This is a genomic window from Rhizobium sp. BR 314, from assembly GCF_047445805.1.
Classification (GTDB): Bacteria; Pseudomonadota; Alphaproteobacteria; order Rhizobiales; family Rhizobiaceae; genus Rhizobium; species Rhizobium lusitanum_B.
In genome coordinates, this window is record NZ_JARWLA010000021.1 from 19,975 (window position 1) to 46,051 (window position 26,077).

The 26,077-nt window shown below is 59.0% G+C and carries 25 protein-coding genes and 2 pseudogenes; 17 read left to right on the plus strand and 10 right to left on the minus strand.

Going from position 1 to position 26,077, the window contains the following annotated elements; translation table 11 throughout:
- Positions 1–3 precede the first annotated feature (3 nt).
- On the plus strand, positions 4–759 hold the full coding sequence (locus tag QD461_RS22990) for an SDR family oxidoreductase (RefSeq protein WP_414089816.1): 756 nt from the start codon (positions 4–6) through the stop codon (positions 757–759).
- Complete coding sequence (locus QD461_RS22995) at positions 756–1,646, plus strand: aldose 1-epimerase (RefSeq protein ID WP_414089817.1); 891 nt, start codon at positions 756–758, stop codon at positions 1,644–1,646. Before QD461_RS22990 ends, QD461_RS22995 begins: the two co-directional genes overlap by 4 nt.
- Positions 1,647–1,871: 225 nt before the next feature.
- Here QD461_RS22995 and QD461_RS23000 read toward each other — a convergent pair whose 3' ends face one another.
- The 6 genes from QD461_RS23000 to QD461_RS23025 form a co-directional block, all read right to left on the minus strand.
- Positions 1,872–2,108 carry a hypothetical protein gene (locus QD461_RS23000; RefSeq protein ID WP_414089885.1) on the minus strand — a complete coding sequence of 79 codons (237 nt, stop codon included), beginning with the start codon at positions 2,106–2,108 and terminating at the stop codon, positions 1,872–1,874.
- Between the two features lie 384 nt (positions 2,109–2,492).
- Positions 2,493–3,302 carry an IclR family transcriptional regulator gene (locus QD461_RS23005; RefSeq protein WP_414089818.1) on the minus strand — a complete coding sequence of 270 codons (810 nt, stop codon included), beginning with the start codon at positions 3,300–3,302 and terminating at the stop codon, positions 2,493–2,495.
- A gap of 331 nt (positions 3,303–3,633) precedes the next feature.
- Positions 3,634–4,404, minus strand: a complete 771-nt coding sequence (locus tag QD461_RS23010; protein ID WP_184707472.1) for an amino acid ABC transporter ATP-binding protein — start codon at positions 4,402–4,404, stop codon at positions 3,634–3,636.
- 12 nt (positions 4,405–4,416) lie between these two features.
- Positions 4,417–5,076, minus strand: coding sequence for an amino acid ABC transporter permease (locus tag QD461_RS23015; protein WP_184707474.1), 660 nt, complete (start codon positions 5,074–5,076; stop codon positions 4,417–4,419).
- Between the two features lie 4 nt (positions 5,077–5,080).
- Positions 5,081–5,743, minus strand: a complete 663-nt coding sequence (locus tag QD461_RS23020) for an amino acid ABC transporter permease (RefSeq protein WP_184707476.1) — start codon at positions 5,741–5,743, stop codon at positions 5,081–5,083.
- Positions 5,744–5,796: 53 nt separating this feature from the next.
- On the minus strand, positions 5,797–6,636 hold the full coding sequence (locus QD461_RS23025) for a transporter substrate-binding domain-containing protein (protein ID WP_414089819.1): 840 nt from the start codon (positions 6,634–6,636) through the stop codon (positions 5,797–5,799).
- Positions 6,637–7,238: 602 nt separating this feature from the next.
- On the opposite strand from QD461_RS23025, the gene QD461_RS23030 reads away from it, so the two are divergent.
- From QD461_RS23030 to QD461_RS23070, 9 genes and pseudogenes are all read left to right on the plus strand, one after another.
- Positions 7,239–7,541: a helix-turn-helix domain-containing protein gene (locus QD461_RS23030; protein ID WP_414089820.1), complete on the plus strand. Its 303-nt coding sequence runs from the start codon at positions 7,239–7,241 to the stop codon at positions 7,539–7,541.
- Positions 7,538–9,559 (plus strand): hydrogenase 4 subunit B, encoded by a 2,022-nt coding sequence (gene hyfB / locus QD461_RS23035; protein ID WP_414089821.1) that lies wholly within the window; start codon positions 7,538–7,540, stop codon positions 9,557–9,559. The genes QD461_RS23030 and hyfB overlap by 4 nt, the downstream gene beginning before the upstream one ends.
- A complete protein-coding gene (locus QD461_RS23040) occupies positions 9,550–10,506 on the plus strand; it encodes a respiratory chain complex I subunit 1 family protein (RefSeq protein ID WP_414089822.1) in 957 nt (318 codons plus the stop codon). Before hyfB ends, QD461_RS23040 begins: the two co-directional genes overlap by 10 nt.
- Positions 10,506–11,171 carry a hydrogenase-4 component E gene (locus tag QD461_RS23045; protein ID WP_414089823.1) on the plus strand — a complete coding sequence of 222 codons (666 nt, stop codon included), beginning with the start codon at positions 10,506–10,508 and terminating at the stop codon, positions 11,169–11,171. Before QD461_RS23040 ends, QD461_RS23045 begins: the two co-directional genes overlap by 1 nt.
- Positions 11,168–12,634, plus strand: coding sequence for a hydrogenase 4 subunit F (locus QD461_RS23050; protein ID WP_414089824.1), 1,467 nt, complete (start codon positions 11,168–11,170; stop codon positions 12,632–12,634). The genes QD461_RS23045 and QD461_RS23050 overlap by 4 nt, the downstream gene beginning before the upstream one ends.
- 14 nt (positions 12,635–12,648) lie before the next feature.
- Positions 12,649–14,160, plus strand: coding sequence for an NADH-quinone oxidoreductase subunit C (locus QD461_RS23055; RefSeq protein WP_414089825.1), 1,512 nt, complete (start codon positions 12,649–12,651; stop codon positions 14,158–14,160).
- A 12-nt stretch (positions 14,161–14,172) separates the two neighbouring features.
- On the plus strand, positions 14,173–14,700 hold the full coding sequence (locus QD461_RS23060) for an NADH-quinone oxidoreductase subunit B family protein (RefSeq protein WP_414089826.1): 528 nt from the start codon (positions 14,173–14,175) through the stop codon (positions 14,698–14,700).
- Positions 14,701–14,765: 65 nt separating this feature from the next.
- Positions 14,766–15,185: pseudogene (locus QD461_RS23065) on the plus strand (DUF4365 domain-containing protein); the annotation flags it as partial.
- Positions 15,186–15,320: 135 nt separating this feature from the next.
- On the plus strand, positions 15,321–15,743 hold the full coding sequence (locus QD461_RS23070) for a hypothetical protein (protein WP_414089889.1): 423 nt from the start codon (positions 15,321–15,323) through the stop codon (positions 15,741–15,743).
- A 323-nt stretch (positions 15,744–16,066) separates the two neighbouring features.
- On the opposite strand, the gene QD461_RS23075 is transcribed toward QD461_RS23070, so the two are convergent.
- Complete coding sequence (locus QD461_RS23075; RefSeq protein WP_184707493.1) at positions 16,067–17,230, minus strand: nickel/cobalt efflux transporter; 1,164 nt, start codon at positions 17,228–17,230, stop codon at positions 16,067–16,069.
- Between the two features lie 138 nt (positions 17,231–17,368).
- Here QD461_RS23075 and QD461_RS23080 point away from each other — a divergent pair, with 138 nt between their 5' ends.
- The 4 genes from QD461_RS23080 (at position 17,369) to QD461_RS23095 (ending at position 20,507) form a co-directional block, all read left to right on the plus strand.
- Positions 17,369–17,644: a metal/formaldehyde-sensitive transcriptional repressor gene (locus tag QD461_RS23080; protein WP_184707495.1), complete on the plus strand. Its 276-nt coding sequence runs from the start codon at positions 17,369–17,371 to the stop codon at positions 17,642–17,644.
- Positions 17,645–18,092: 448 nt separating this feature from the next.
- Positions 18,093–18,635: a Chromate resistance protein ChrB gene (locus QD461_RS23085; RefSeq protein WP_414089827.1), complete on the plus strand. Its 543-nt coding sequence runs from the start codon at positions 18,093–18,095 to the stop codon at positions 18,633–18,635.
- Positions 18,636–18,661: 26 nt separating this feature from the next.
- A complete protein-coding gene (locus QD461_RS23090; RefSeq protein ID WP_414089886.1) occupies positions 18,662–19,870 on the plus strand; it encodes an MFS transporter in 1,209 nt (402 codons plus the stop codon).
- Positions 19,871–19,958: 88 nt separating this feature from the next.
- Positions 19,959–20,507, plus strand: coding sequence for a phosphatase PAP2 family protein (locus tag QD461_RS23095; RefSeq protein ID WP_184707499.1), 549 nt, complete (start codon positions 19,959–19,961; stop codon positions 20,505–20,507).
- 137 nt (positions 20,508–20,644) lie between these two features.
- On the opposite strand, the pseudogene QD461_RS23100 reads toward QD461_RS23095, so the two are convergent.
- The 3 genes and pseudogenes from QD461_RS23100 to QD461_RS23110 all read right to left on the minus strand — a co-directional run bounded on the left by QD461_RS23100 (position 20,645) and on the right by QD461_RS23110 (position 23,008).
- A pseudogene (locus QD461_RS23100) lies at positions 20,645–21,520 on the minus strand (DUF1259 domain-containing protein).
- A 40-nt stretch (positions 21,521–21,560) separates the two neighbouring features.
- Complete coding sequence (locus tag QD461_RS23105; protein ID WP_414089828.1) at positions 21,561–22,031, minus strand: chromate resistance protein ChrB domain-containing protein; 471 nt, start codon at positions 22,029–22,031, stop codon at positions 21,561–21,563.
- A 14-nt stretch (positions 22,032–22,045) separates the two neighbouring features.
- Positions 22,046–23,008: a Fe-Mn family superoxide dismutase gene (locus tag QD461_RS23110; protein ID WP_414089829.1), complete on the minus strand. Its 963-nt coding sequence runs from the start codon at positions 23,006–23,008 to the stop codon at positions 22,046–22,048.
- A gap of 98 nt (positions 23,009–23,106) precedes the next feature.
- Between QD461_RS23110 and QD461_RS23115 the strand changes: the two genes are divergently transcribed.
- Together QD461_RS23115 and chrA are read left to right on the plus strand one after the other, a co-directional pair.
- The gene (locus QD461_RS23115) at positions 23,107–24,096 is read left to right on the plus strand and encodes a chromate resistance protein ChrB domain-containing protein (RefSeq protein ID WP_414089830.1); all 990 of its coding nucleotides are present in this window, start codon (positions 23,107–23,109) and stop codon (positions 24,094–24,096) included.
- Between the two features lie 17 nt (positions 24,097–24,113).
- Positions 24,114–25,529, plus strand: a complete 1,416-nt coding sequence (chrA, locus tag QD461_RS23120) for a chromate efflux transporter (RefSeq protein ID WP_414089831.1) — start codon at positions 24,114–24,116, stop codon at positions 25,527–25,529.
- Positions 25,530–26,077: the final 548 nt, after the last annotated feature.

Genomic DNA, 26,077 nt, shown 5'->3' on the forward strand with positions numbered 1-26,077 from the left:
GAGATGGCAATTCTCTCGGGAAAAACTGCGCTACTGACCGGTGCGCTCGGTACTCTTGGCCGGGCGCAGGCAAGAATGCTCGCTGAAGCGGGGGCAATTGTGCTCCTGCTCGACCGGCCGGGGGCAGAGAATGGCGAGCCATTGGCCGCAAGTATCACCTCTGAAACCGGTCGCAATGCGCTCTATGTTGGACAGGACCTCAACCGCCTCGCCGAGAGCGAGCAGAAAATAGCCGAGCTCGCCGCGGCCCATGGCGGTATCGATATACTGATCAACAATGCAGCGCTGATCATCAATAAGCCCTTCGAGCAATTTTCTCTGGAAGAATATGAAGACCAGTTACGGGTGAATTCGTCAGCAGCCTTCGCACTGACGCGCGCCGTGGCGCCGGCTATGAAGCAGAAGGGGTACGGCAAGATCGTCAACTTCTGCTCGATCACGCTCAACGGACGATGGGATGGCTATGTGCCCTACGTCGCGTCCAAGGGCGCCATGTACGGGCTTACCAAATCGCTTGCCCGCGAACTCGGTCCGCATGGGATCCGGGTTAATGCGATCTCGCCAGGCGCCGTCGTCTCTGAAGCCGAGGAGCGCGTCTTTGGGGATCGGCTGCAGCAATACAACGATTGGATCATCGAGAGCCAATCGCTGAAGAAACGCATCCAGCCCGCAGATATAGCGGAGCTGGCCCTGTTTTTAGTCTCCCCGGTCTCGGACATGATTTCAGGCCAGAATATCGCAATCAATGGCGGCTGGTGATGGCCATCACGCTCGACAACGACCTGGCGCGGATAAGCATCCGCTCCGATCTCGGGGCCGGAGCAATAGGCTATGATGTCTATGATGGGGTCGCGTGGCAGCCGATCTTCCGCCGCGTTGCGGACGGCACCGAGCATCCGTTCCAGCTTTCCAATGTCCTGCTGGTTCCGTTTTCCGGCCGGGTATCCGGCGGAGGCTTCACGTTCGAGGGGCAGTTCCATGCCATCGAACGCAACATTTCGACGGAAAAATATCCGATCCACGGCAATGCCTTTGCAATGCCTTGGAGCATCACAGGACAGACGCGAGAAAGCCTGACGCTTGAGCTCTCCGCCGCTGGCCCCGGCCCCTTCCGCTATGACGCGGAGATGCGCTACGCTCTCGAAGGACCATCACTCGTGATGCATCTTTCAGTGATCAACCGAGGGATACGGCTGCCCTTCGGGGTCGGCTTTCATCCCTGGTTTGTCCGTGACCGCGATACCCGCCTAACGGCATCGGCTGACGAAGTCTGGCTCGAGCGCGATGACCATTTGCCCGCTGCAAAGAATGCGATTGCCCAACATGCCGACATGGACTTCAACGAGCCGCGTCAACTGCCGAACCGCTGGATCAACAACTGGTTCGGCGGGTGGGATGGCAATGCGCAGATCTCCTGGCCAGGGCGCGACCTCAACGCGACGATCACGGCAAGCGAAGAGCTCGACCAGTATGTCGTCTTCTCACCCTCCGCTGACGCCGACTTTTTCTGTTTCGAACCGGTCTCCCATCCGGTCGACGCCTTCAATCTGCCTGGAGGCGCGGCGCATCACGGAATGAAAGTTCTGGAACGAGACGAAACCATCACCGCCAGCATGTCGATACGGCCGGGCAAGATCGGTGACTAACTGAGCGTCTGTTCCTAAACTTTAACGCAGCGGGCCTCACCTGGCTCAACCTCGATGAAATGACCGCTTCGGGGTGGAGAGCTGCCAAGTTTCTTTGACAGTATCGCGCCCCGGAACGGGTGCGGCGCCTCAATGCGTGTCCGAAGGCCAAACTTTGGTGTCCGGCCTCATTGAGGGTGATCCGGTCGATGTATGTTGCGGCCCATCAAGCATCATTGAAAGGCGTCACGAGGTGGTGAATTTCACCGTTACGCCGCGCTGCCGAAAGTAGGCCTGCATAAGTTTCCTGCCGGAACGATTATTATGCGCGAGTCTAGCCGGATCGAACACGGCTTCCTTCAAACCGGCTCGGGTCAAAGCCGCCTTGAGAGTCGTGATATGCAAGTCGATGTCGGCATTGTCCGCTTGGAGCGATTCATAAACACGGTTGATTGCATCTGCTACGGTCGGTTCGCTCACTATTACACTCCTGTTATTGTCTCGCTGGCGCTTGCCACATTTTTCGGCTCGATCTTATCGTGGCGAAGTATGCCCGCGTCAATGAGTGACGATACAGTGAAATGCTGCATCCGCCTTCGGGGATTGGCATTCTCGGCCGCAGGGATGTCGGGCATCGTCAACGCGCCTGCCTGGAGCTCAGACAGCACACTTTCGGCACGCGGCTACGGAGCCACAGGCATTCTGCGCCACATATCGACAGCGCGGATCGCCATACCATGCACCCCGAGGATTCGATCCGTACCTCGGGTATGGACAGAAATTGGCTTACTGTCACCTTGATCGCGCGCTGACAACACTGCGAGTTGTCATAGAGTCTACGGCACCGAGCCAAGGCAACTGGCGGGCCTAGCTTCCTAGATTGGCGACTTTTCTGTCGATGGCATTGTATCCAAGCTTCTCAGAAATCTCATTGGCTGCCGAAAGAAGGCTAGCCAAATATGGCTCGCGATGGCGAAGGCCATCCTCTCGCGGAGCGACGAGGCAAAGCGTGGCAACACATATGCCCTCGGCCTGACGGATCGGCACTGCGAAGCAATGTGTGAAATTTTCTACCTCGCTGTTGAACGTAAAATAGCCGTCGCGTGCTGCGCCACGGACCTGGCCGATGAAACTCGATGGATCGAGGCGTCTACCGTCAGGCAGCACATAGTCGTCAGGCGGGATGAAATCGAGAATTTCCTGATCGGACAAATGCGAGACGAGAAGCCGCCCCGAAGCGGTCCATGGAATGGGTACGAGTTCGCCGATGTTGGAGGAAATACGAAAAGGCCTGACACCTTCGCGCATCATCGCCACCGTATATTTGTTGCCTTCAAGAAGGCACATCTGGGCTGTTTCCCTGGTCTCCTCAGCGAGGTGTCCCAGCATGCGTTCGCATTCGCGCATCAGATCGAACTGTTCGGCATAGGCCGTTCCGAGGAAATAGAGCCGTCGACCAAGAAAGACCCGGCCATCGCCCCCGTAATAGTCGAGCATACCGTGGCTGAGCAGGCGATTGACAAGTTCGTAGACCGAGGATCGCGGCGCACCGATTTCCGCAGCAATCTCGTTTGGTCGCATTGGCTGGCGCTTGACCCTCAGGAATTCAAGTATCTCAAAGGCACGATCCAATCCACGCGTGCGCCGCGATATCGTGTCGACTCCAGTCTCGGCCATGCTCTTCTCCAATTTTTGGCGCGTATCGCGCGGCAAGCCAGGCAACGGCCTTCGACTTCGCAGTCGACCAGCATGCGCGATTGGGCACACACTCACGTCGACGGATACGAAACAGATATGCCGTTAATATGCCAGGCGTGCGCCGGTCCCTTGGTCGCACGCCTGCGTACACGGCGTCTTCGGCGCTGTAACCCGCCGTCGTAAGTATGGCAATCAGCTTTTCGATAACCTAGCGGCGATCGCCTTTCATCGAGCGACACGGAACAGGCCTCTGTCTGACGGCCCCTTCCCCATTCTATGACACTGGGTCACCCTTGTTCGGAGGTTCACTCTAGTTGAAGCTGGACGTTCTGAGGAATTCGGCAAGCCGCTCCGTTTGAGGTTTCAAGAACATCTCCTTTGGATCACCCTGTTCGCAAATAACACCCTGGTTCATGAAGATGACGCGCGACGAGACTTCGTAGGCAAACCGCATTTCATGCGTGACCAGCAGCATGGTCATGCCGTCTGCCGCCAGACCCTTAATGACCTGCAAGACTTCGCCAACCAATTCGGGATCAAGCGCCGAGGTCACTTCATCGAACAGCATGAGCCGCGGCGACATCGCGATCGCGCGGGCGATTGCCACGCGTTGCTGCTGCCCACCGGAAAGCTGACCGGGATAATGATTGGTGCGTGCCGATAGTCCGACACGATCCAGCCAGCGCTCGGCGATCCCCCGCGCTTCGGCCTTCGGCATCTTTTTGACCTTGATCAACCCCAGCATGACATTCTGGGCTGCGGTCATGTGCGGAAAGAGATTGAACTGCTGAAAGGCCATCCCCGTGAGCGCGCGCTGACGAGCGATCTCCTTCTCGCTCTTTCGCCGACGCGTCGATCCCTCGACATGATAGCCGATCTCCTCGCCATCGAGGCTGATCGTGCCCCCCTGGAATTCTTCCAGCATGTTCACGCAGCGAAGCATCGTCGTCTTGCCGGAACCGGACGAACCAATGATAGAAATGACCTCGCCTTCTTCCACGGAGCAGTCTACGCCTTTGAGAACCTCGTGCTGCCCGTAGGTCTTACGCAGGCCCTTGATTTCAAGCATTGTCTTGGCCATCTCGCGGCCTCCTCAGGATGGTAGGGTGGTCTTGCGCTCGACGAACTTGCCGAAGCGCTCGATACCGAAGTTAACGATGAAATAGAGAGCGCCGGCCAGGAAGTAGAACTGCAGGCTCATGAAGTTGCGGGAGATGATCTCCTGCGTTCGCAGCAGCAGCTCAGCGACTCCGATAACCGACAGCAGCGTCGATGCCTTCACCATTTCCGCCGCCGTGTTGACCCAGGCCGGTAGACATTGGCGCAGCGCTTGCGGCCAAAGGACGGAAGTAAACGTCTGCGGGAATGTCAACCCGATCGCTTTTGCCGCTTCCGTCTGTCCCTTCGGGATTGCCTGTAGGGCGCCGCGCACGATCTCCCCCACATGCGACGAGCAGAAGATCGCCAGCGCCAGAACGCCTGCCGAAAAAGGACCGAGCTCGATGCCGACCGCGCTTGAGACGTAGTAGCTGGCGAGAACGAGCACCAAAACGGGCGTTCCCCGGATGACGTCGGTATAGGCTCGCACGATCAGTCGCAGCAGGCCGCCTCCGTAAACCAGCGCGAGGCCGACGAAAACGCCGAGAATGGAACCGGCAAGAATGGCGAGGAAGGAAATCGACACCGTCATCGCAATCCCGTTCAGGATGACGTAGCGGGCGATCCAAAGTTGTTCGAGAAACGTGTGGGACATCGGCTTACCTCGGCAATGCCAGGCGCCGCTCGACGACACGCATCACGGCGGCAATGAGGAAACAGGTCACGACATAGAGGGCGGAGGTAACCATCCAGGTCTCGATGACGCGGAAGCTTTCGACGTTGATCTTGCGCGCCGCAAAGGTCAGTTCGGGCACGGCAATCGTCGCCGCAAGCGACGTATCCTTGAACAGGGAGATAATGGTCGACGACAGCGACGGGAGAACGTTGCGGATCATCAGGGGCGCTATGATTGACGTGCGTATCTGCATCGACGTCAAGCCGATCGCCAGCCCGGCTTCGGTCAGTCCCTTTGGTATCGATAGCAAACCGGCGCGGAATACTTCTGCGAGGTAAGCTCCCGAATAGAGCGAGAGGACCAGGACAAAGCTCTTTATCTTGTCTAACCGGAAGCCCATCTGCGGCAAGGCAAAGAACACGAACAGGACGAGCACGAGGATGGGAAGATTGCGAATTACGGTAACATAGATTCGCGCCGGCGCGACCACGGCACGGTTCTTGGACAGCAGTGCGAAGGCAACGAACAAACCGAGGATAGCCCCGATCAAGATCGAGATCACCGCCAGGCCGAGGCTCAGCATCAAGCCGCTAAGAAGGAAATCGAAGTTGCGCCAGACGGCAGCGAAGTTCAGTGTATAACCCATGGCAGGCCGCCCTTTAAAGGAGGAAGCGGGAAAGCCCCGCCCCCTCGAGCCAGTTACTTATATTCGACCGGGAAGCCAATTTGCGGCGGCGCCAGATCCTTGCCGAACCAGGTTTTGAACGACTTGGCATAGGCATCGAATTCAACGCCCGTCATCGCTTCATGAAGAGCGGTGTTGACGAAATTCAGCCAATCCTGGTCGCCGCGCTTGACGCCGCATGCGTAAGTCTGCGGGTTCCAGCCGTAGCCGGCATCCTTATATTTCCCCGGGTTCTGGGTCATGTACCAAGCCAGCGACGACTGGTCGGTGGCAACAGCGTCCGCGCGACCGGACTCCAGTGCCTGGTAGATGAGATCGACGGAGTCGTACTGGTCGACGGTTGCATTCGGGAGCGCCGCGTGAACCATCGATTCTGCGTAGACGTTCTGCAGGACGGAGATCGTGACAGATGACCCGGCAGCCTTCAGCGCCGCATAGTCGGCATATTTGCCGTCCGCCTTGAGCATGAGCCCAACGCCTTCTCGATAATATGGGATCGTAAAGGCAATCTGTTGCGCGCGCTCACCGGTGACGGTCATGAACTGGCAAGTGATATCGACCTTGTCTGTCGTGATATTCGGAATGCGAGCGTCAGACGATTGGTTGACATACTCGATCTTGTCAGGGTCGCCGAAGAGAGCCTTGGCGATGATGTGGCCCATATCGACATCGAAACCCTGAAGTTTGTCATCGGCGCTCTTGAAGTGCCAGGGCGCATTTGTACTGCCCGTCCCCATAACGAGGTGGCCGCGGGCAAGCACCTCATCTAGCTTACTTCCTGCGGCGAAAACTGGGCTGGAAAGAATTGTAGCTGCGGCCAGCGCGATCAGGCCGATCCGAAAAGAAGACGTCATGGCGTTCCCCTGATGTGACATTTGTTCTGTCCAATATTTCGGACATATGTCCGCTGTTTTGGATTCACTCAGAAGGCGGCATTGTTGACGTCTTGTCAAGCCATCTCGCAAAAGAACTCGAGCCGTTCAGGAAATTGCGCCCTTGAGACAGGATCCCGACGCACCATGCCGTGTTGAGTGACGATATGGCCGGACCCAACTTTTGGGTGAATCGTGGAGCTGGATGTGGAATTCCATGGGCGCCACGCAGAGGGTCCAGCTCATTTGATATTTTGGCATCACCACCCCCAGACCTGAACGGTCCTGTAGCAACGTCTTCCCGAACGCCCCATATTGCGCTTCAGGGCGCACAACCTCTGAGTGAAAAAAGCGTGCGCGTATCGGCGACATCCGAGGCCTTTGCTCCTTCCCGGATTTCAGAGCGAACATCTTTCCGAAACCGAACGGGAAACCCTCAGGCTTTCCTTCTCTCGTTTTTCAAGGACTAGGTCGTGCCGGTTTCCAGGCGAATATGTCGCATCAAAATTGTGATTTGAAACATCAATAAGCATGTGCTAAATTTCGAACATCAGAGCTTATGAAGCATAAGTGATGGTTCCGCCATGATCACCGCCGCTCAGATGCGTGCCGCCAGGGCCCTTCTTGGCATAGATCAGCGCCAACTCGCCGACTTGGCGGGGGTATCCGTTCCGACAATCCAACGTATGGAGGCAAGCGCCGATGTCGTGCGTGGCAACGTCGATTCCCTGATGCGACTGCTAGCGGCTCTAAGCGAAGCCGGCATAGAGGTGATCAACGAGGGCGCTGTCAGCCAGGATGGAGGGCGCGGCGTGAGGCTGAAGGCCAGTCTGCCGGAAAATGGGGCACCCGGCACGTACGGGCGAGGAACGGGATCTCGCTCATGACCGCCCTATCCGCGCTCCTGTCATGCTCGGCCTTCCTGCTCGCAACTGCAATCTTTGCGGCCTTTATCGCCCGGTCGAAACGAGCGATAAAGTTCATTTATGGTCTGAGCTTCGGTCTGTCGGCAATCGCTTTTGCCATAGCGGTCGACGCACTCGCCACGGTGGCCTCTCCCGACGCCGCATCCTCGCTCGTGCTTCCCATCGGCCTGCCCTGGCTTGGCAGTCATTTCCGTCTGGACGCGCTATCCGCCTTCTTTCTGACGGTCGTCAATTTCGGCGGCATGCTTTCGAGCCTGTATGCCCTCGGTTATGGCCGCCACGAGCACGCGCCGCACCGAGTGCTGCCGTTCTTTCCGGCTTTTATCGCCGGCATGAGCCTCGTGATCCTCGCGGACGACGCCTTCACCTTCCTGATGTCCTGGGAGTTCATGTCGCTCGCCTCCTGGGCGCTCGTGATCTCCCATCATCGGGATACTAACAACCGGAAAGCCGGCTATCTCTACATCGTCATGGCGAGCTTCGGCACGCTTACCCTTTTGCTCGCCTTCGGTCTGCTTGCCGGACCGGATGGCAACTACAGTTTCGCCTCCATGCGAGCCGCCGAACACGCACCATTGACCTCAGGCCTGGTGCTCGCCCTGCTGCTGGTCGGCGCCGGATCAAAGGCTGGATTGGTGCCGCTACACGTCTGGTTACCGCGTGCGCATCCGGCTGCCCCCAGTCATGTCTCCGCGCTCATGAGTGGCGTCATGACCAAGGTCGCGGTCTACGGCTTCATCCGCGTGGTCTTCGATCTGCTCGGCACGCCGACCTGGTGGTTCGGCATCGTCGTTCTGGCCATCGGCGGCATCACTGCAGTTCTCGGCATACTGCACGCGCTGATGGAAAGCGATCTCAAGCGTCTGCTCGCCTATAGCACCATTGAAAATATCGGCGTCATCTTCGTTAGCCTCGGCCTGGCGCTTGCCTTCAAGGCGAACGGCATGGGGCTGGCTGCGGCCCTGGCACTGACGGCCGCACTATTCCATGTCCTCAACCACTCATTCTTCAAGAGCCTGCTTTTCTTTGGCGCCGGAGCCGTGCTGACGGCGACCGGGGAGCGGGACATGGAAAAACTCGGCGGCCTCATCCACCGCATGCCGGTAACGGCCGCGGTCTTTCTTGTCGGCTGCGTCGCAATCTCGGCTCTTCCGCCTTTCAATGGTTTCGTTTCCGAATGGCTGACATTTCAGGCCGTCCTGCAGAGCCCTGCCCTGCCCCAGTGGGGATTGAAGCTTCTGGTGCCAGCGGTGGGCGGCCTGCTCGCCCTTGCCGCTGCCCTTGCTGCTGCCTGTTTCGTCAAGGTCTTCGGCGTGACGTTTCTCGGTCGTCCCCGCACCGGGTTGGCAGAACGGGCAACGGAGGTCGACGGTTTCTCGCTTTCCGCCATGTCGGCGCTGGCTTTCCTCTGCCTTGCCGCCGGCGTGCTGCCCGGGATCGTCATCGACTCACTTGCGCCGGTGACGCTCTCGCTGATCGGTCAGCGCATGCCGGCGCAAACCGACATTCCATGGCTGTCGATCGTACCGATCGCCGAAGCCCGCAGCTCCTATAACGGCTTGCTCGTTTTCCTCTTCATTCTCTTTTCGGCGTCGCTCACCGCCTATCTCGTCCACCGTTTTGGCTCGAGACGCATCCGCCGGGCGCCAGCCTGGGATTGTGGCTTTCCGACAAGCAACCCGGCAACGCAATATACCGCCAGCAGTTTCGCGCAGCCTATCCGGCGCGTCTTCGGCACGCTGATCTTTCGCGCACGCGATCGGGTCACCATGCCGCCACTCGGCGATATCAGGCCGGCGCGATTCACGCTGGAGATGCATGATCATATCTGGGAAGGTGTCTATCTGCCCATCGTCGGCGCGGTCGGCTTTGCGGCCGAAAAACTAAATTACCTGCAATTCCTGACCATCCGGCGATACTTGAGCCTGGTCTTCCTCACGCTCGTTCTCCTGCTTTTGGCACTGGCGTTATGGTCATGATATCAGCCCTCTTCGCCCAAGCCCTCCAGATGTCGATCGTCGTGCTGCTGGCGCCGCTGCTGACGGGCCTCGTGCGCCTTTTCAAGGCGCGGCTGCTGCGCCGCCGTGGCCCCTCCCCGATTCAGCCCTATCGCGACCTCATCCGGCTTCTGCGCAAGGAAGCGGTGGTTGCGGAAAACGCGTCCTGGCTGTTCAGAACCGCACCTTACCTGATCTTTGCCGCCACATGGGTGGCGGCGGCCCTCATCCCGACCTTCGCCACCGGCCTCGTCTTCAGCTGGACCGCGGATCTGATCGCCATTATCGCATTGCTTGGAAGCGCGCGCTTCTTCCTGGCGCTTGCCGGTATGGATGTGGGCACCTGCTTCGGCGGCATCGGCTCAAGCCGCGAGATGATGATTGCGGCGCTTGCAGAGCCTTCGATGCTGCTCATCATCTTCACGCTTGCCCTGGTCGCCGGCTCGACACAGCTTTCCTCAATCGCCGCCTTCATGACCTCGCCACAGGTCGGGCTGCGGGTCTCGCTGGCGATAGCTCTCATTGCTCTCATCATGGTCGCCGTTGCCGAAAATGCCCGCATTCCGGTCGACAACCCCGCGACCCATCTGGAATTGACCATGGTGCACGAAGCCATGGTGCTCGAATATTCCGGGCGGCACCTTGCCATGATCGAGCTTGCCGCATCGCTCAAGCTGCTGCTCTATATTTCGTTGATCGCCTGCCTTTTCGTTCCCTGGAAACTTGTCGCCTTCGGAGCCGGGCCGCTTGCCTACTTAGTGGGACTGGCCGCCTATCTCGCCAAGCTTGCTGCAGGCGGAGCCTTGCTGGCACTCTTCGAAACCGCAACGGCCAAGATGCGCGTGTTTCGCGTGCCGGATTTCCTCGGCGCAGCGCTGATGCTCGGCCTGCTGGCGGCGCTGTTGCGCTTCGTATCGAGGGGGCTCTGATGACCGGTTCGGTCTTCGACATCGCTCACATGCTCGCTGGCGGCCTGGTGCTCGTCAGCATGATGATGCTCTATCAGGATCGTCTTTATGCTCTGCTGAACGTCTTTGCGCTTCATTCGCTGGTGCTGACACTATCGGTCGCCTGGCAAGCCGTCATCCAGGATGCACCGCATCTCTTCGTGACGGCGGCGATCGCTCTCATTTTCAAGGCGATCATCATTCCTGTCGTGCTGCACCGCATGATCCGCCAACTCGGCATCCACCGCGAGATCGAGACCGTCGGCGGCATCGGCCCCACCATGCTCGCCGGCTTGGGACTGGTGGCGCTGGCCACGGTGGTCATGTTGCGGGTGACCCCGTCGGCCGATCCGATCGCTCGGGAAGATCTCGCCTTCGCCCTGTCGGTTTTGCTGCTGGGACTGCTGATCATGGTTACGCGCCGCAATGCCGTCAGTCAGGTCGTCGGCTTCATGTCGCTGGAAAACGGATTGGTGCTGGCGGCGACCGGCGCCAAGGGCATGCCACTGGTGGTGGAGATCAGCGTCGCCTTTTCGATCCTGATCGCCTTCATCGTCATCGGCGTCTTCCTGTTCCGCATCCGCGAGCGTTTCGACACGGTCGATGTCCGGGCACTCCACGACTTCAAAGGAAGGAGGCGGAAATGAGCGCCCTCTCCCCCTCCGTTCTCGGCTTCGATGCGGTCACAGCCGTCCTTGTCATTCCGATCACTGCGGCCGCCCTTCTGGCATTGCTGCCCGGCTACCGCATGACGGCGCGGCTGAACGTTGTCGCGAGCCTTTTGACGCTGCTTGCGGCGCTTTCGCTCTTTTTCAGCGCCAGACCACCGCCGGGCCGATATCTGCTTGTGGACGATCTCAACATCATCTTCATCGTCCTGAATGCGTTCGTCGGCTTCACCACCAGCGTCTTCAGCGCCGATTACATCGCCCATGAACTGGAGATCGGCCGCCTGACACCCGCCAACCTGCGATTCTACCATGCCATGTACCAGATCATGATATTCGGCATGAACCTCGCATTCGTGTCGAACAATATCGGTCTGATGTGGGTGGCGGTGGAATTGGCGACGCTGACGACCGTGCTGATGGTCGGCATCTACCGTACCCATGAGGCATTGGAAGCTGCCTGGAAATATTTCATTCTTGGAAGCGTCGGTATCGCTTTTGCGCTGTTCGGCACCATTCTCGTCTATCTCGCTGCGCAGGCGGTTGTCGGCACCGGCTATGACGCCATGGTCTGGACGACATTGGTAGAACATGCCGCCGGCTTCGACCCGGCTCTTCTCAACCTCGCCTTTATCTTCCTGCTGCTCGGCTATGGCACTAAGGTCGGACTGGCACCGCTTCATGCCTGGTTGCCGGACGCCCATGCAGAAGGGCCGACACCGATCTCGGCAGTACTTTCCGGCCTGCTGCTCAACGTCGCGCTCTATGCCGTGTTGCGTTTCAAGATATTGCTTGCCGCCACGCCGGAGGCCATCAGCCCCGGGCCGCTTATGATGACGATGGGGCTCATCTCGCTGATCTTTGCCGCCTTCATGCTCTACCGCCGCCGCGACATCAAACGCCTGTTCGCCTACTCCTCCATAGAACATATGGGCATCATCGTCTTTGCCTTCGGGCTCGGCGGCTCGCTCGCCAATTTTGCCGGCCTGCTGCATATGGTCATGCATTCGCTGACCAAATCGGCGATCTTCTTCGCTGTCGGGCATATCGCCCAGATCAAGGGGACGCAGAGGCTTTCCGCCATTCGCGGCCTTACCGAGACGCATCCGGGGCTCGGCTGGGGCTTGCTGGCAGGCGTAATCGCCATCGCCGGCCTGCCGCCGGCCGGCATCTTCATGAGTGAGTTCCTCATCGTCAGTTCGACCTTTGCAAAGCAGCCGTTGCTCGCCATCCCGCTGGTATTTGGCCTGCTGGTGGCATTCGGAGCTCTATTGCTGCGATTGACGGGAGCGATCTTCGGTCAACCGCGCGGCAGTCTCGCCCCGGCCGAGGCATCCTATCTGCCGATGTTCCTGCATCTGGCGCTGGTGCTGGCGGCTGGAATTTACCTGCCGCCCCAGATGGTTACCTGGTTTCAGCATATCGCCAATCTTCTTCGATGAAGCGAGACCGGACTATGTCGATGTTAGATGATCTCATACGCAACAGTCGTCCAGTTTCGCATCACAAGCCCTGGCCGCGCGCCGTTGTCGATTCTTCCACCTGGATCTCGGCTGCGTCGAGGTTGTCGGAGGGACAATTGACGATGCTTGGCCTGTGGGGTGAGCGCGGCGCCGTGCACTTGGCGCTGCTCGACGAACAAACCGGCATGGTCGCGGTCCTCAGCCTCGAGGAATTGCAGAGCAGTTATCCCTCCATCGCGCAATATCACCCGCCGGCACTGCGCCTGGAACGAGCGCTCCATGACCTGACGGGATTGGTGCCGGAGGGCCTCCCGGATAATAGGCCGTGGCTCGACCATGGCCGCTGGGATCTGCGCTTTCCGCTCGGAGAGTGCAGTGCGCCTGCCTCCGAGCTCTCCTACGCCTTTCTGCCCACCGACGGAGAGAGCTTGCATCAAATTCCGGTCGGACCGGTGCATGCCGGGGTCATCGAGCCTGGGCATTTTCGCTTCACGGCCAATGGTGAAACCGTCGTTCGCCTCGAGGAGCGGCTCGGCTACGTCCACAAGGGGATCGAGGCGCTGATGGCGGGCGCCGATCTGGCTTACGGGCTGCGGCTTGCCGGGCGGATATCTGGCGACAGCTGCGTCGCCTATGCCTATGCTTTTTCGCGGGCAGCGGAAGCAGCCCTTGGGCTCGAAGTATCTCAGCGCGCCGTTTGGCTGCGCGCACTGATGGCTGAATTCGAGCGGCTCGCCAATCATCTGGGCGATATTGGCGCCATCTGCAATGACGCGGCCTTCGCGCTGATGCTCGCCCATTGCGCCGTGTTGCGTGAACATGTGTTGCGCGCGGCTGAGGCCGCTTTCGGGCACCGGCTGATGCGCGACCGCATCGTGCCCGGCGGCGTTGCGATTGACCTCGACAGCAAAGGAATGACCAGTCTACGGGCCTTGCATGTCGAACTCCGCCGGAAATTCCCCGCGCTCGTGGAGCTCTACGACAACACGGCTTCGCTTCAAGACCGGACGGTCGGTACGGGCACAGTGGAAAGTGGGCTTGCCAGCCAATATGGTGCCGGCGGTTATGTCGGGCGGGCAGCCGGCCGTAGCTTCGACATCAGGCGTAACCTTGCCTATCCGCCGTATGACGAACTGAGCTTCGACGTCCCGCTGCTTCGCGACGGTGACGTGAACGCCCGGATATGGATCCGCATCCGCGAAGTCGAACAGAGCCTGTTGCTCATGGAGCAGATTCTCGACCGGCTGCCGGACGGTCCGGTCTTTGCGGACGTTCCAACTGTCAATGAAACGCGGGAGGGCGTGGCGCTTGTGGAAGGGTTCCGCGGTGATGTCCTGGCATGGCTGCGTCTGACGCCCGCGGGCATGATCGAACGTTGCCATCTGCGCGATCCGTCCTGGTTTCAGTGGCCGCTGCTGGAGGCTGCGATCAAGGACAATATCGTCGCCGACTTTCCGCTCTGCAACAAGTCGTTCAACTGCTCATATTCGGGGCATGATCTGTAAAGGCAAGAGACCATGCGCAAGCTCCTGTTCGAAAGCCTGATCCGTCCGCCTTTGACGGAATCCCCGCCGATCCGTGCCGATGCGGCGGCTCAAGAACTTGCAGCCGCAATCGACAGGAAAGCCCACCGCAGGCTCGGTCGCAGCCTGGCGATCCGCTTCGTCGATGCCGGATCGTGCAACGGATGCGAACTCGAAACACAGGCTCTCGGCAACGCCTTCTACGATATCGAGCGGTTCGGCATGCGGTTCGTGGCCTCGCCTCGCCACGCTGACGTGCTGATGGTCACCGGTCCCGTGACGAAGAACATGGCGGAAGCTCTCGAGCGGACATATAATGCCATGCCGGATCCCAAATGGGTCGTTGCGCTGGGTGACTGTGCGCGCGATGGCGGTTGCTTCGCCGGGAGCTACGCCGTGGTCGGCGGTGTCTCAAAGATCGTGCCCGTCGACGTGCATATTTCCGGCTGCCCGCCGTCCCCGACGGACATTCTGAAGGGTTTGCTGGCACTGCTCGATCACCTAAGCGAGGGAACCGGCTAGTTCGACGGCAAAGTTCAATGGCTGGATGTCTACAGACAGTAATTCCGACAATCGTTGCCGCTGGGATGGCGGTATATCGCTTCTTTGCGACAGCCGGTAGCGGGGAGTTGTCGCGAAGACGGTGGCGCCTCGTGGCCCTGAGCGCCGCTCACACGGACCCTGCCATCTGCGCTGCTATCGACGCTGTCGAAAAGATCTTTGTCCGAGACTTTAACTGGTGTCTTCGGCGGGTATCGTATCCTCAGGAGAGTGGCCTGGATGCCCGCGCCGAGATCCTTAAGGACGGGTGGTCAACCGGTCGCTTTCTGCCGATGCAGATCAGGCTGGCATCGTCAGGAAAGGACGACAGCGGCAATTACCTTCATCAGGTCGAAAGGCACTGCCTAGATTACTGGGCATCCCATTCCCTTTCAGTTTGCGTGTTCCTGTTCGACCCCGATCGGGGTGACGTTCTGTGGCAGTGGGTTCAGAGGGAACCATACGATACATTCGGACAAGAGCAGTTACTTGCCGTTCCGGCATCCAACACACTGGATGCATCGGCTCGATTGGGTTTCGAGGAAAGCATCTCATCGGATCCGCAAAAATTGTTGCGTTCGGCATTTGCGGTCGATCGTGCCTTGATGGAAAGAATTGGCGAACAGACGGCAATATTCATTTGGGACGAGTGGGTCGATTCCTCTCCAGTCTTCGGCAATTTGCGCATCATTCTGGACGAAGGTGAACCGGAGATGCGGATCGATTATCGCATTCGGGCACGTGATCTTCATGAGTTGATGATCCAGCTCTTCCCTTGGGGATGCTATTCCTACGTCGAGCCGATCAAGGAATATTCCGGCGAGGTGGCGGTCCATGTGCTGGAGGTCGAGGTTCGACCGGAAGCCTTGGCTTATCTGGAAGCGGAAGAGTTTCTGGAAGCAGGCTACCCCGAAGAGCCGGATTCGCCATCATTGGAAACAGACGATTATATCACCGCCGAGGAGGAGGCTGCCTTTTGGCGAAGGCGAGGAGTGGTGCGCGGCTCCGATGAGCGAGATGACTGACTGAGATGCAATGAAGACGGCATCGCGGCAAACCGAGCCAACGATAGCCATCGGCCGGCAATTTCTCAACCGGAGACATCGTCACGCCGGCGACAACGCGATATCGAGTGCGAGAGATTACAGTCATTGCAAGAAAGGGCGCATTTATTGCGTTGCCTCCGCTTAGCCGGGTCAGTACCAACCGGAGGTCAAATCGAAACAGCTTTCAACAGACTAGAGCATGTCCTGCGCTCGATGCATCGATTGTGAGGTGGCGACGCACGCCGAAGCGCATCTCAATATGTGAAGCAGAAGATCACCGCTTTCCCGGCTCCCAATAACAATCAAGACCCGGCAGAGCCTGTAATCGCAGCCGCCTCCGGAACGTGACCACCTTCCAGGCCACGCACTCCTGAATATCCCATATAAAGAGCGATCACGAGCATCAGGATGCCCGAGGCGTAAGGCGCTCTCCGGGCAAAGGTGTTGAAGCCCGACCAACGCTTCTGGACATGGCGCACGCTGAGCGAGGCCAGAACTCCGGCTGACACCATCGTCACCGCAAGTCCAATACTGAAACAGACGACCAGGACCGCGCCGAGCGACAACTGCTTGAGCTGAAGGCAGAGCAGCAGGACCGTGATCGCGGCCGGGCAAGGAACAAGGCCACCCGTCAGACCGAACAGAATGATCTGCCAATTGGTCACGTTGCGATCCTTGAAGCGACGGGCGATGTCATTGGCATGGGCGCGCTCATGGGCGTCCATGTACTCGCCATCGCCTCCGAGATTGAGGCCTTCGTGATGGTGGCCATGTTCGTCGAACATCAGTTCATAGTCATGGGTATGATCGCCGTGACCCAAACTGACGGTTGCCTTGAACTCATGCGGCTCAGGAATCTCGACGAGGCTCTCAAGATATCCTCCTCTGTCGGCGAAGACGAAAGCCTGGCGTGCGCCGTCGGCGCGCTCCGTGACGATCGTCACATCCCTTGCATGCCAGCCATGACCCGTTTCGAACCGAATACGGAAACGCGGCGGCACACCATCCTCGAACACTTCCAGTGCCATCACACCGTGACCCGTATCGATCTTGCGAACCTCTTCGCCGTGATCGTGGGCATGATCGTGGTGATGGTGATGATCGTGGCCAGCTTCGTTCCGTTGCTCGCGCCAGGTGCGCCAGAGCATCCACGCGGCAATGCCGATGACGATGACCGCCGACGCGATCTGGAAATATGGTTCCGTCGTCTCGGCATCCATCCCTCGGCCGAGATATTGCCCCCCGAGCGCAACGACCCAGACGACCAGCGTGTGCGAGATGGCGGCGGCAAGTCCGAGCATAATTGCCTGGGCGACCGTGCCGCGAATGGCGATGATGAACGCAGCCATCATGGTCTTGGAATGACCCGGCTCCAGTCCGTGCAGGGCTCCGAGGAGGATGGCGGTGGGGATGAACAGCCAGGCGTGCGCGGCGCCTTGCTGCAGGAGATCTGCGAGAGATGACATGGGGGCAAACTTTCAACGGGCAACTTCTTCCTATACCATAGGGGGGTATATTAATTGTTGTCAACTTTGAAATTCTATGCCTTCCTGTGCTAGGCGATAGGATCAAGGTTCGAACTCGCCGCCATAAGGAGTGCCCGTATGACCCACACCGTTCGCGAAAAGCAGAAACTCATCAACCGCGTGCGCCGCATTCGCGGGCAGATGGAAGGTGTCGAACGGATGCTGGAGGAGGAAAAAGGTTGCGCGGAAGTCATGCAGGTGATCGCCGGCGTCCGCGGGGCGGTCAACGGGCTGATGGCCGAGGTCATCGAGGATCATATCCTGATGCATGTCGCAGCAGCGGAACTATCGCAAGAGGAGCGCGACGAAGGTGCGGCCGAGTTGATCGACGTGCTCCGCGCCTACCTGAAATAGGAAACTTCATGTCGTCGGTGTATCCCAAGGAAGTCGCAAAAGGTCGGTCGATCCTGCTCCTGCCCGCACTCAGTTCGATTTCGACGTAACTGGAAATGATCCCGCCGCGGGCAGCGCCTAAGTTGGGGTTCAAGGCAGCCCCTGCCGACTGGTCCGGATTTGGAACAGAGCCACGATCGCGGATCAACTGGCCTCCGGATATCCTCTGCCAGTTCCTCAATGAAACGCTGGTCCGTCTGAAGCCGACTGTTGTCGTCGCTGCGGGCCATGCCGCCTACGCAGCGCGTGAACTTTCCTCCCGCGATATCGACGTCGAATGCCTTGTCTCTGTCGCGCCGACCTGGCGGGACCGGAGGTAACTCGCTTCAGGCACAGATTTGACCATAACGATCAGGCTATGCTATCGCACACAGAAAATGTAACGGCCGTAACAGAGTGGAGAAACGGCTTGGGTCAATGGATCTTGCTGACCTATAAGGTGCCCGCCGAGCCTGCTGCGCGCAGGGTCGCCCTATGGCGGCGCCTTAAGGGACTGGGCGCGATCTACCTTCAGAACGGGGTTTGTCTCCTGCCCCGCACAGACGAGAACCTTCGACGGCTGAAGATGTCGGAGCTGGACATCTCCGAGATGGGTGGAGAGTCCGTGCTGCTGGACTCGGCACCTCTCGATGACGCTCAGCTCAACAAGGTGATCGAACGTTTCAATGCAGACCGCGATGAACTCTATCGGGAGTTTATCGGACGCTGCGACGACTTCGAGGCGGAAATCGCGAAGGAAATATCCAAGCAGAAGTTCACATATGCCGAGCTCGAAGAAGAAGACACGGACCTGAGGAAGCTTCAGGAATGGTTCGAGCGGATCAGGAAGCTCGATTTTTACGACGCACAATTGGCAACCTCAGCTGCCGAGAAGCTCAAAGCCTGCGAGACACTGCTGGACGATTATGCGCGCCAGGTTTTTGAAGCCAACGAAGAAAACAAGGGCGCCTGAACAAGATGCGCCGAAAGGGCCTGCCGATGGTCGATGTCACAAGAAAGAGCGGGCGGTCGACGCCAACGATACCGGGAGGTGTTTGGGCACTGGGCTTCGTCTCGCTCTTCATGGACGTCTCCTCCGAGATGATCCACGCCCTGCTCCCTGTCTACATGGTCACCGTTCTTGGAGCATCGACTCTCTCCGTCGGTATCATCGAAGGCATCGCGGAAGCGACGGCGGCGATCACGAAGGTGTTCTCCGGAGCCATCAGCGATTGGCTCGGCAAGCGAAAGCTGCTGGTCCTGCTGGGATACGGGATGGCCGCACTGACCAAGCCGATTTTTCCGATTGCGCCGTCGATCGGCTGGCTGGTTGCGGCGCGTTTCATCGACCGTATCGGCAAGGGTATTCGCGGTGCGCCGCGGGATGCCCTGATCGCGGATATATCTCCACCGGAAGTTCGCGGCGCAAGCTTCGGACTGCGACAGTCCCTGGACACGATCGGTGCCTTTCTCGGCCCGGCGCTCGCGCTGCTTCTCATGTGGTGGACATCCGATCAGTTCGCCACGGTTTTCTGGGTTGCGGCTATTCCAGCCTTCGTAGCGGTCGGCCTCATCCTTTTCGTCGTCAAGGAACCGCCAAAAGCGCCGAGCGACAAGGGCGCGAAATTTCCGTTGCGAAAAGCAGATCTCTTGCGTCTTCCAGGCACCTACTGGCTTGTAACGGGTGTTGCAGCGATCTTCACGCTTGCCCGGTTCAGCGAGGCTTTTCTGCTGCTCGATGCCCAACGGTTCAATATGCCCGTCATGCTGGTTCCGCTGGTGCTGATCGGCATGAATTTCGTCTACTCGCTATCTGCGTATCCGGTTGGAGCCCTTGCCGACCGTGTTGGCCGTGTCACGTTGCTATTGATCGGTGTCGGCCTTCTGATTGCAGCAGATCTGACGCTCGCTTTCGTTCCAGGGCTACCGGGGCTGGTTCTTGGCGTTTTGCTCTGGGGTCTGCACATGGGCTTCACGCAAGGAATCTTTGCAACGCTGGTCGCGGACGCCTCTCCAAGCGATCTGAGGGGAACAGCCTTCGGAGTCTTCAATCTCGTTTCCGGAATTGCCCTGCTATGCGCCAGCATCCTTGCCGGCGGACTATGGGAATGGATCGGGCCTGACAGCACCTTCGTCGCTGGCGCTGCTTTCGCCTCCATTGCGGGCTTGATCCTGCTCGCCTTCAAGGAACGCTTCAAGAGGGCTTGAAGCGCCCACCGTCGTCCTCACTCGCTTCGGCGCTTCAGGCAGGTGTCAGCCGACTGAGGCATCCCCTTGTGAGATGATAGGAGACCAGATGTACGAACTCGACGCCGCTATCACCGGATGGATCAACAGCTTGTCCGGAAACAGCCTTGTGGATCATGTCCTGATCGCGATCTCCAACATCGGTGTTCCATTGCTCATCCTCGCGGTCGCCGCTCAATGGTGGAGCGGCTCAGAGCGGGCAAATACGCGCCACGTCCTGGTCGCCGCTGGATTGACCTTCCTGATAGGGCTCGGAATCAACCAGATCATCCTGCTCTTCGATCATCGCATCCGCCCATATGATGCTGGGATCACTCGGCTTCTGATCGAGCGCAGCAGCGATCCTTCGTTCCCTTCGGATCACGCAACGGCGAGCTTTGCGATAGCCGCGGCCTTCCTTATCCACAAGCTGCCGAAGCGTGGGCTCTTCTTCCTGATGTCAGCAATTCTGGTGTCCTTTTCGCGCGTCTATATCGGCACGCACTACGTCAGCGATGTCATGGGTGGCGCGCTGACGGCGCTTGTCGCGGCGATCCTGGTCAAAACCCTCTACAAACCGGAAACGCGTGTCGATCGCTTCATCACCAGCATTCTCTAAGTGCATAATTTCGGTCCCGGGAATTTGCACGTTGCGAATTCCGACAGCACGCCAGGATCCAACAAGAAAGTACAGGCTTCGTTGGCGACCACCCGCGCGAGAGATTGCCTGAGAGCAATCCGAGACGGTCACGAATGCTAAAGGCTCACCTTGTCCAAAGCCAACCTCAGACCTCGAGCCAGCTTGCCCACATCGTCGTTTGCCCAGAAATGTATGAAGAACAGCCGAGGTTCGTCGTCGAGCATGTGATTGTGGATGGCGGTAACCTCGATGCCGCCTTCCCGCAACGCCCGCAACACAGGATTGACTTCCGAAGCAATCAGCGCGAAATCACCCGTGATCGCCGCCTTGCCATCGCCGGTAGGCTGGAAGTTGATGGCGATCGAAGAGCCCATCGCTTCGGGCACATCCGTGCCGTCGTCCTTGATCGCCTCGGCTCAAGGGAAGCTCATCTGGTAAACTCCGCCGTTCACTTTGCCCTTGTGGCGAAGGGTTTCATCGATAAGGGCGGTGTCGAGCTCAATCGCAGCCGGGGGAACACTACCCAGCGTATCCGAAAGCGGCGTTCCACTCTCCTGCAACGCCGCGTGCAGGATCGTTGCGAGCTTGATCGCATCTCCATGTCCGAGGACATGCATGTACATGGTCGCAGGGTCGGAACGCAGCAGATGATTGTGAAGAGCCGTGACGTCGATCCCGCTTTCGATCAGCTTCATCATCACCGGGTTGACCTCCGGCTGCGTCAGGACGAGATCGCCCATCACCATGGCATCGTGGTCGCCCATCGGCTTGAATGCAAGCCAGGAGCCGAGTGCGAACGCCGGCTTGAGCTGCACACCGTCCAACATGACCTTTAGATCCGAGCGCGGCAGCCCGACACAATAGACTCCGCCAGCCACCTGCGCGCCGGTTCGACCGAGCGCCTTGCCAACCGCCACCCAATCGGGGTCGGCATGGGCCGACGTAACGAGGATCGATAGCAGGATTGCACTGATGGCTGCTGCTCTTCGCATCATCTTGCTCCTTCTTGAATGCCCCTGCATCTGGTTGAGATCAAGCCGCGGGCGGCTTCACACCGGGCGGCCAACTATGCGTTTCCGCCTTGCGCCGCGAGGCCCAAGCATAGAGCGCGTCATAGATCACGAAGCCATGCTTCAGCACCTCGTGATCATTGGGGGTCAGGTCCCGGAGGCCCATGGAGATCGCGAGCAACCCTGCCGATTGCGGCGTGAGGTCATGTCGATCGGTATCGGCTCCACGAACGATCGTGGCGATCGTTGTGATTGCCGGATCGCTGTCGAGACCATGTTTCGCAACGAAGGCATCAAAACTGCACCCCTCGCCCACATGGGTATATTCGACGTCAGGTACATCGTACGGAATGGCGCCCGTCTCCTGGGCCACCCGGAGCACCTGGTCGGGCGATACGAACAGGAACTCCGGTTCCTTGTCGATGAACCTCGCGATCAACCAGGGACAGGCGATGCGGTCGATGACCGGGCGTTCACGAGTAACCCATTTCATGGATTTGTCCTCCTTTAATAGTTTTCAGCAGTTGCGAATGGGACCGTCGGGGCGCCGATCGCGTGCCAGGCGGCAATTCCGCCGGAGAGCCCCTGCACATTCAGGCCTCGGCGGCGCAGCTCGGCCACGGCATCACGACTGACCTGGAAACCGTAGACACAGTAGACGATGATCGGCTTGTCTTTGGGCAGTTCGTCGGCCCAACCTTCGATCGTCTCCGGAGGCATGACAATCGCACCCGGCAGCATGTCGCTCCGCTTCGGCAGGTCCTCGGCAAGACAGACATCAAGCACGACGATGTCTTCCTGCCTCTGGAGGCGTGTCAGCAGATCCTCCGGCGCAATATCCTGTTCCTGCGCCGTGGTTTCGTCCGGTGTGATGTCGGGCAATCGCGCGGTCATCCGCCGGAAGCGGCTGGCGACGCGTTCCCAATGGATGTTCCGCATGAAGGCGTCGACATAGGCGCCCGCCTTGGCCCCGAAATCGATGTGGTAGGCGTGCTCGTACATGTCGAGCGCCAGGATGGGGATGCTGCCGGCCAGGCAATTGGTGTGATCCTGTCCCAATTGGATCATCAGGCGGCGATGTCGTTCCGACCAGACGAGCAAGGTCCATCCCGACCCGCCCGCCTGCGCCTTCGCGCAAGCCGAGAATTTCGAGCGCCATCCTGCGACGCTGCCGAAATCGCGTTCCAGCGCGGCGGCTAAGTCTCCGGCCGCATCTCCCGATCCGCCGAGACCGTCGAAATAGATCTCGTGGAGAATGGCGGAGTTCGCCGCGATAAGCTCCTCGCGCTTGAGCCCATTGATATCGAAGACGGGGGCGGAGCTCCAATCGAGCTCGTCGAGCCGTCTCTCGATCGCATTCAGGCGGCGCACGGCGCCTCCGTAGTTGTTCTCATAGTGACTCGCCAGCAGCCGCTCGGAAAGACCATCGAGCCTCGGCGGTTTGAAAGGGAGCGGCATGATCCGGTGCATGGTGCCCTCTCTAGGTAAACACAACGGCCCCGACGCTACGCCTGAATCAAAAATGATACAAGTGTTGCATTTTAGAGTTTTGATGATACGGTTTGCATATGAGCACTGATGCCTTACCCGCCGAGCGCCGCTGGCTGCTTTTGATTCATCAACTGCCAAGCAAGCCGGCCTACTTCCGGGTGAAGGTCTGGCGACGCCTGCAGCGTATCGGCGCCGTCGCCGTCAAGAGCACGGTCTACGCGCTGCCTGCGAACGCGGAGACACAGGAAGATTTTGAATGGTTGCTCAAGGAGATCGTTGAGGGCGGTGGTGAGGCCATGGTGTGCGAGGCACGTTTGATCGACGGCCTGACCGACGCGCAGGCGCACGCCCTGTTCGATGCGGCCCGTGATGAAGACTACGGAACGATTGCCACCGAGGCACGCACGCTTTCCGCCCGACTGGAAGCTGCAGGCGCGGCCATTGTGGACATCGCGGAGATCCGCTCACAGACCAATCGCCTGCGCAAGCGTCTCGCAGAAATCGCTGTGATCGACTTCTTCGGAGCGACGGGCCGGCTGTCGGCGGAGGGCCTGATTGCGGAACTGGAGCAAGCGCTCGCAGAGGACAAGGACATGGTCGAAGAACAGCCCGCGACGCAATCTCTCACATCAGCCGATCTGAAGCGGCGCATCTGGGTCACGCGCAAGGGCGTGCATGTCGACCGGATTGCCTGTAGTTGGCTCATTCGCCGCTTCATCGATCCGGATGCCGCCATCCACTTTGCACCCGGCAAGGGATACGTCCCCAATCCGGGCGAAATCCGCTTCGACATGTTCGAGGGCGAGATCACACACGAGGGCGATCGCTGCAGCTTCGAGGTCCTCCTCACCAAGGCTGGCATCGCAGATTCCGCACTGCAGGCAATCGCCGAGATTGTCCATGACATCGATCTGAAGGATGCAAAATTCGGTCGCGAGGAAACGACCGGCATCGCCAGCCTGATCACTGGCATCTGCGCCGCCAACCCGCAGGACGAACAGCGTATCTTCCATGGCGGGCCGGTCTTCGACAATCTCTACCAGTATTTCCGCGCAAAGCGCGGCTGAGACAAGGAGGCGGTGCCATGAGCAAGATTGAAAACCTCCACGCCTCCCCGTCCCGGCATACTGGCGCGCCATCCCACGGTATTCCTTTTCGCGAAGCGGTCCGCGTCTGGGCACGTGTTGCTGCCTTGAGCTTTGGGGGGCCTGCCGGCCAGATCGCGGTCATGCACCGCATCATCGTCGAGGAGAAGCGCTGGATCGGCGAGAACCGCTTTCTTCAGGCGCTGAACTATTGCCACCTTCTACCTGGACCGGAGGCCCAGCAGCTCGCGATCTATATCGGCTGGCTTCTGCACAAGACCAAGGGCGGCCTCGTCGCCGGCATTCTCTTCGTAGTTCCCGGTCTCATCGCCATCATGGCGCTTAGCTGGATCTACGCCATCTTCGGCAATGTCGGAGCGGTTCAGGCGCTGTTCTTCGGGCTGAAGGCGGCAGTGCTGGCGATCGTCGTCGAAGCGGTGCTCCGGATCGGCCGACGTGCCTTGAGAAATAACGTTTTGAGAGGCCTGGCAGGTGCAGCCTTCGTGGCACTGGCATTCTTTCACATTCCGTTCCCACTCGTGGTGCTTGTGGCCGCCATTATTGGCTATCTCGGCAATCGCGCCGGATGGGCGGCGTTCTCGCCTGGCGGAAACCATGCCAAGGTCGGCGGGAAACAGGTCGCCGATGCGGACACCGCGCTTGGTGAGGAAACACCGGCGCACGCGCGGTCGTCTTTTGGCTGGTCACTCAGGGTCGCTGGAATCTGCCTTCTGCTATGGCTCGCCCCTACGCTCATTTTGTGGGCCGTATTCGGGTCTGGAAATATCTTCACGAATATCGGCTTTTTCTTTTCGAAGACGGCCGCCGTATCGTTCGGCGGCGCCTATGCCGTCCTGTCCTACGTCGCCCAGCAGGCGGTCGACCATTACAATTGGCTCAAACCCGGAGAAATGCTCGATGGTCTCGGCATGGCCGAGACGACGCCAGGGCCGTTGATCATGGTCACGCAATTCGTCGGTTTCATGGGCGCCTATCGCGCACCCAGCACGCTCAATCCCTTGCTTGCCGCCACACTTGGCGGATTGCTGACCACTTGGGTGACCTTCGTCCCCTGCTTCCTCTGGATCTTTCTCGGCGCACCGTTCATCGAGAGCCTGAGGAGCAACAAGGCTCTGTCGGCGGCACTTTCAGCCATTACCGCTGCCATTGTCGGGGTGATCCTGAACCTGGCAGTGTGGTTCGCGCTGCATGTCCTGTTTTCTCAAACATACCCGATCCATGGGTTCGGGATCAGCTTTGACGCGCCGGTCCTAAGCTCGCTGAATATCGCCTCCTTCGCGCTGACGCTCGGTGCGATGGTCGCGGTGTTCCGTTTCAACGTCGGCATGCTCACGACGCTTGCAACCTGCTCGATCCTTGGGCTGGTCTACGGCGTTGTCATGGGATGGGTCTAGCAATCGGAGTTGCCCGGAGGAGCGATCTGTATGCGAACAAGTCGAAGAGAATTTCCGCTCCGCGAAAATGCGGCTCGTTTCCTTTGCTGACCTTTCTGCTGGAAAGTTTATGCCGGCGCTTTATCGTCACCACCCGCGACCTGTTCGATGTGCGGGATCTTCTGGTTCAAGAAGGCGTTCAATGCGAGATTCGCCTTAGGCCGAAATTCGACCACACACATTTAAATCGATTTTAAAAAATCAAGATATGAAGCTAATCGATTTTAATTTGTTTATTAAAAAATTCTTATTGCAGCGCGAAGAAAATCGTCCCTAACTCCCTTACGCTATTTTTGTCCGCTGTAGGAAACGCGCAATGACAATTTCATTTCCGCTTACAGACAAACGTACTGTTGATGAGCTGTTGAATCATCTCAAGGCGCATAAGCTGTTCTATCCCGGCAACTGCGCCATCACGGTCAATCCCCTCGCAGCGCACGTTTCATCGTGCCTTTCATATGCTCTCAGCACCGCTCGGACGGCCTGGTAGGCGCAAGGCTCTTCAGTCG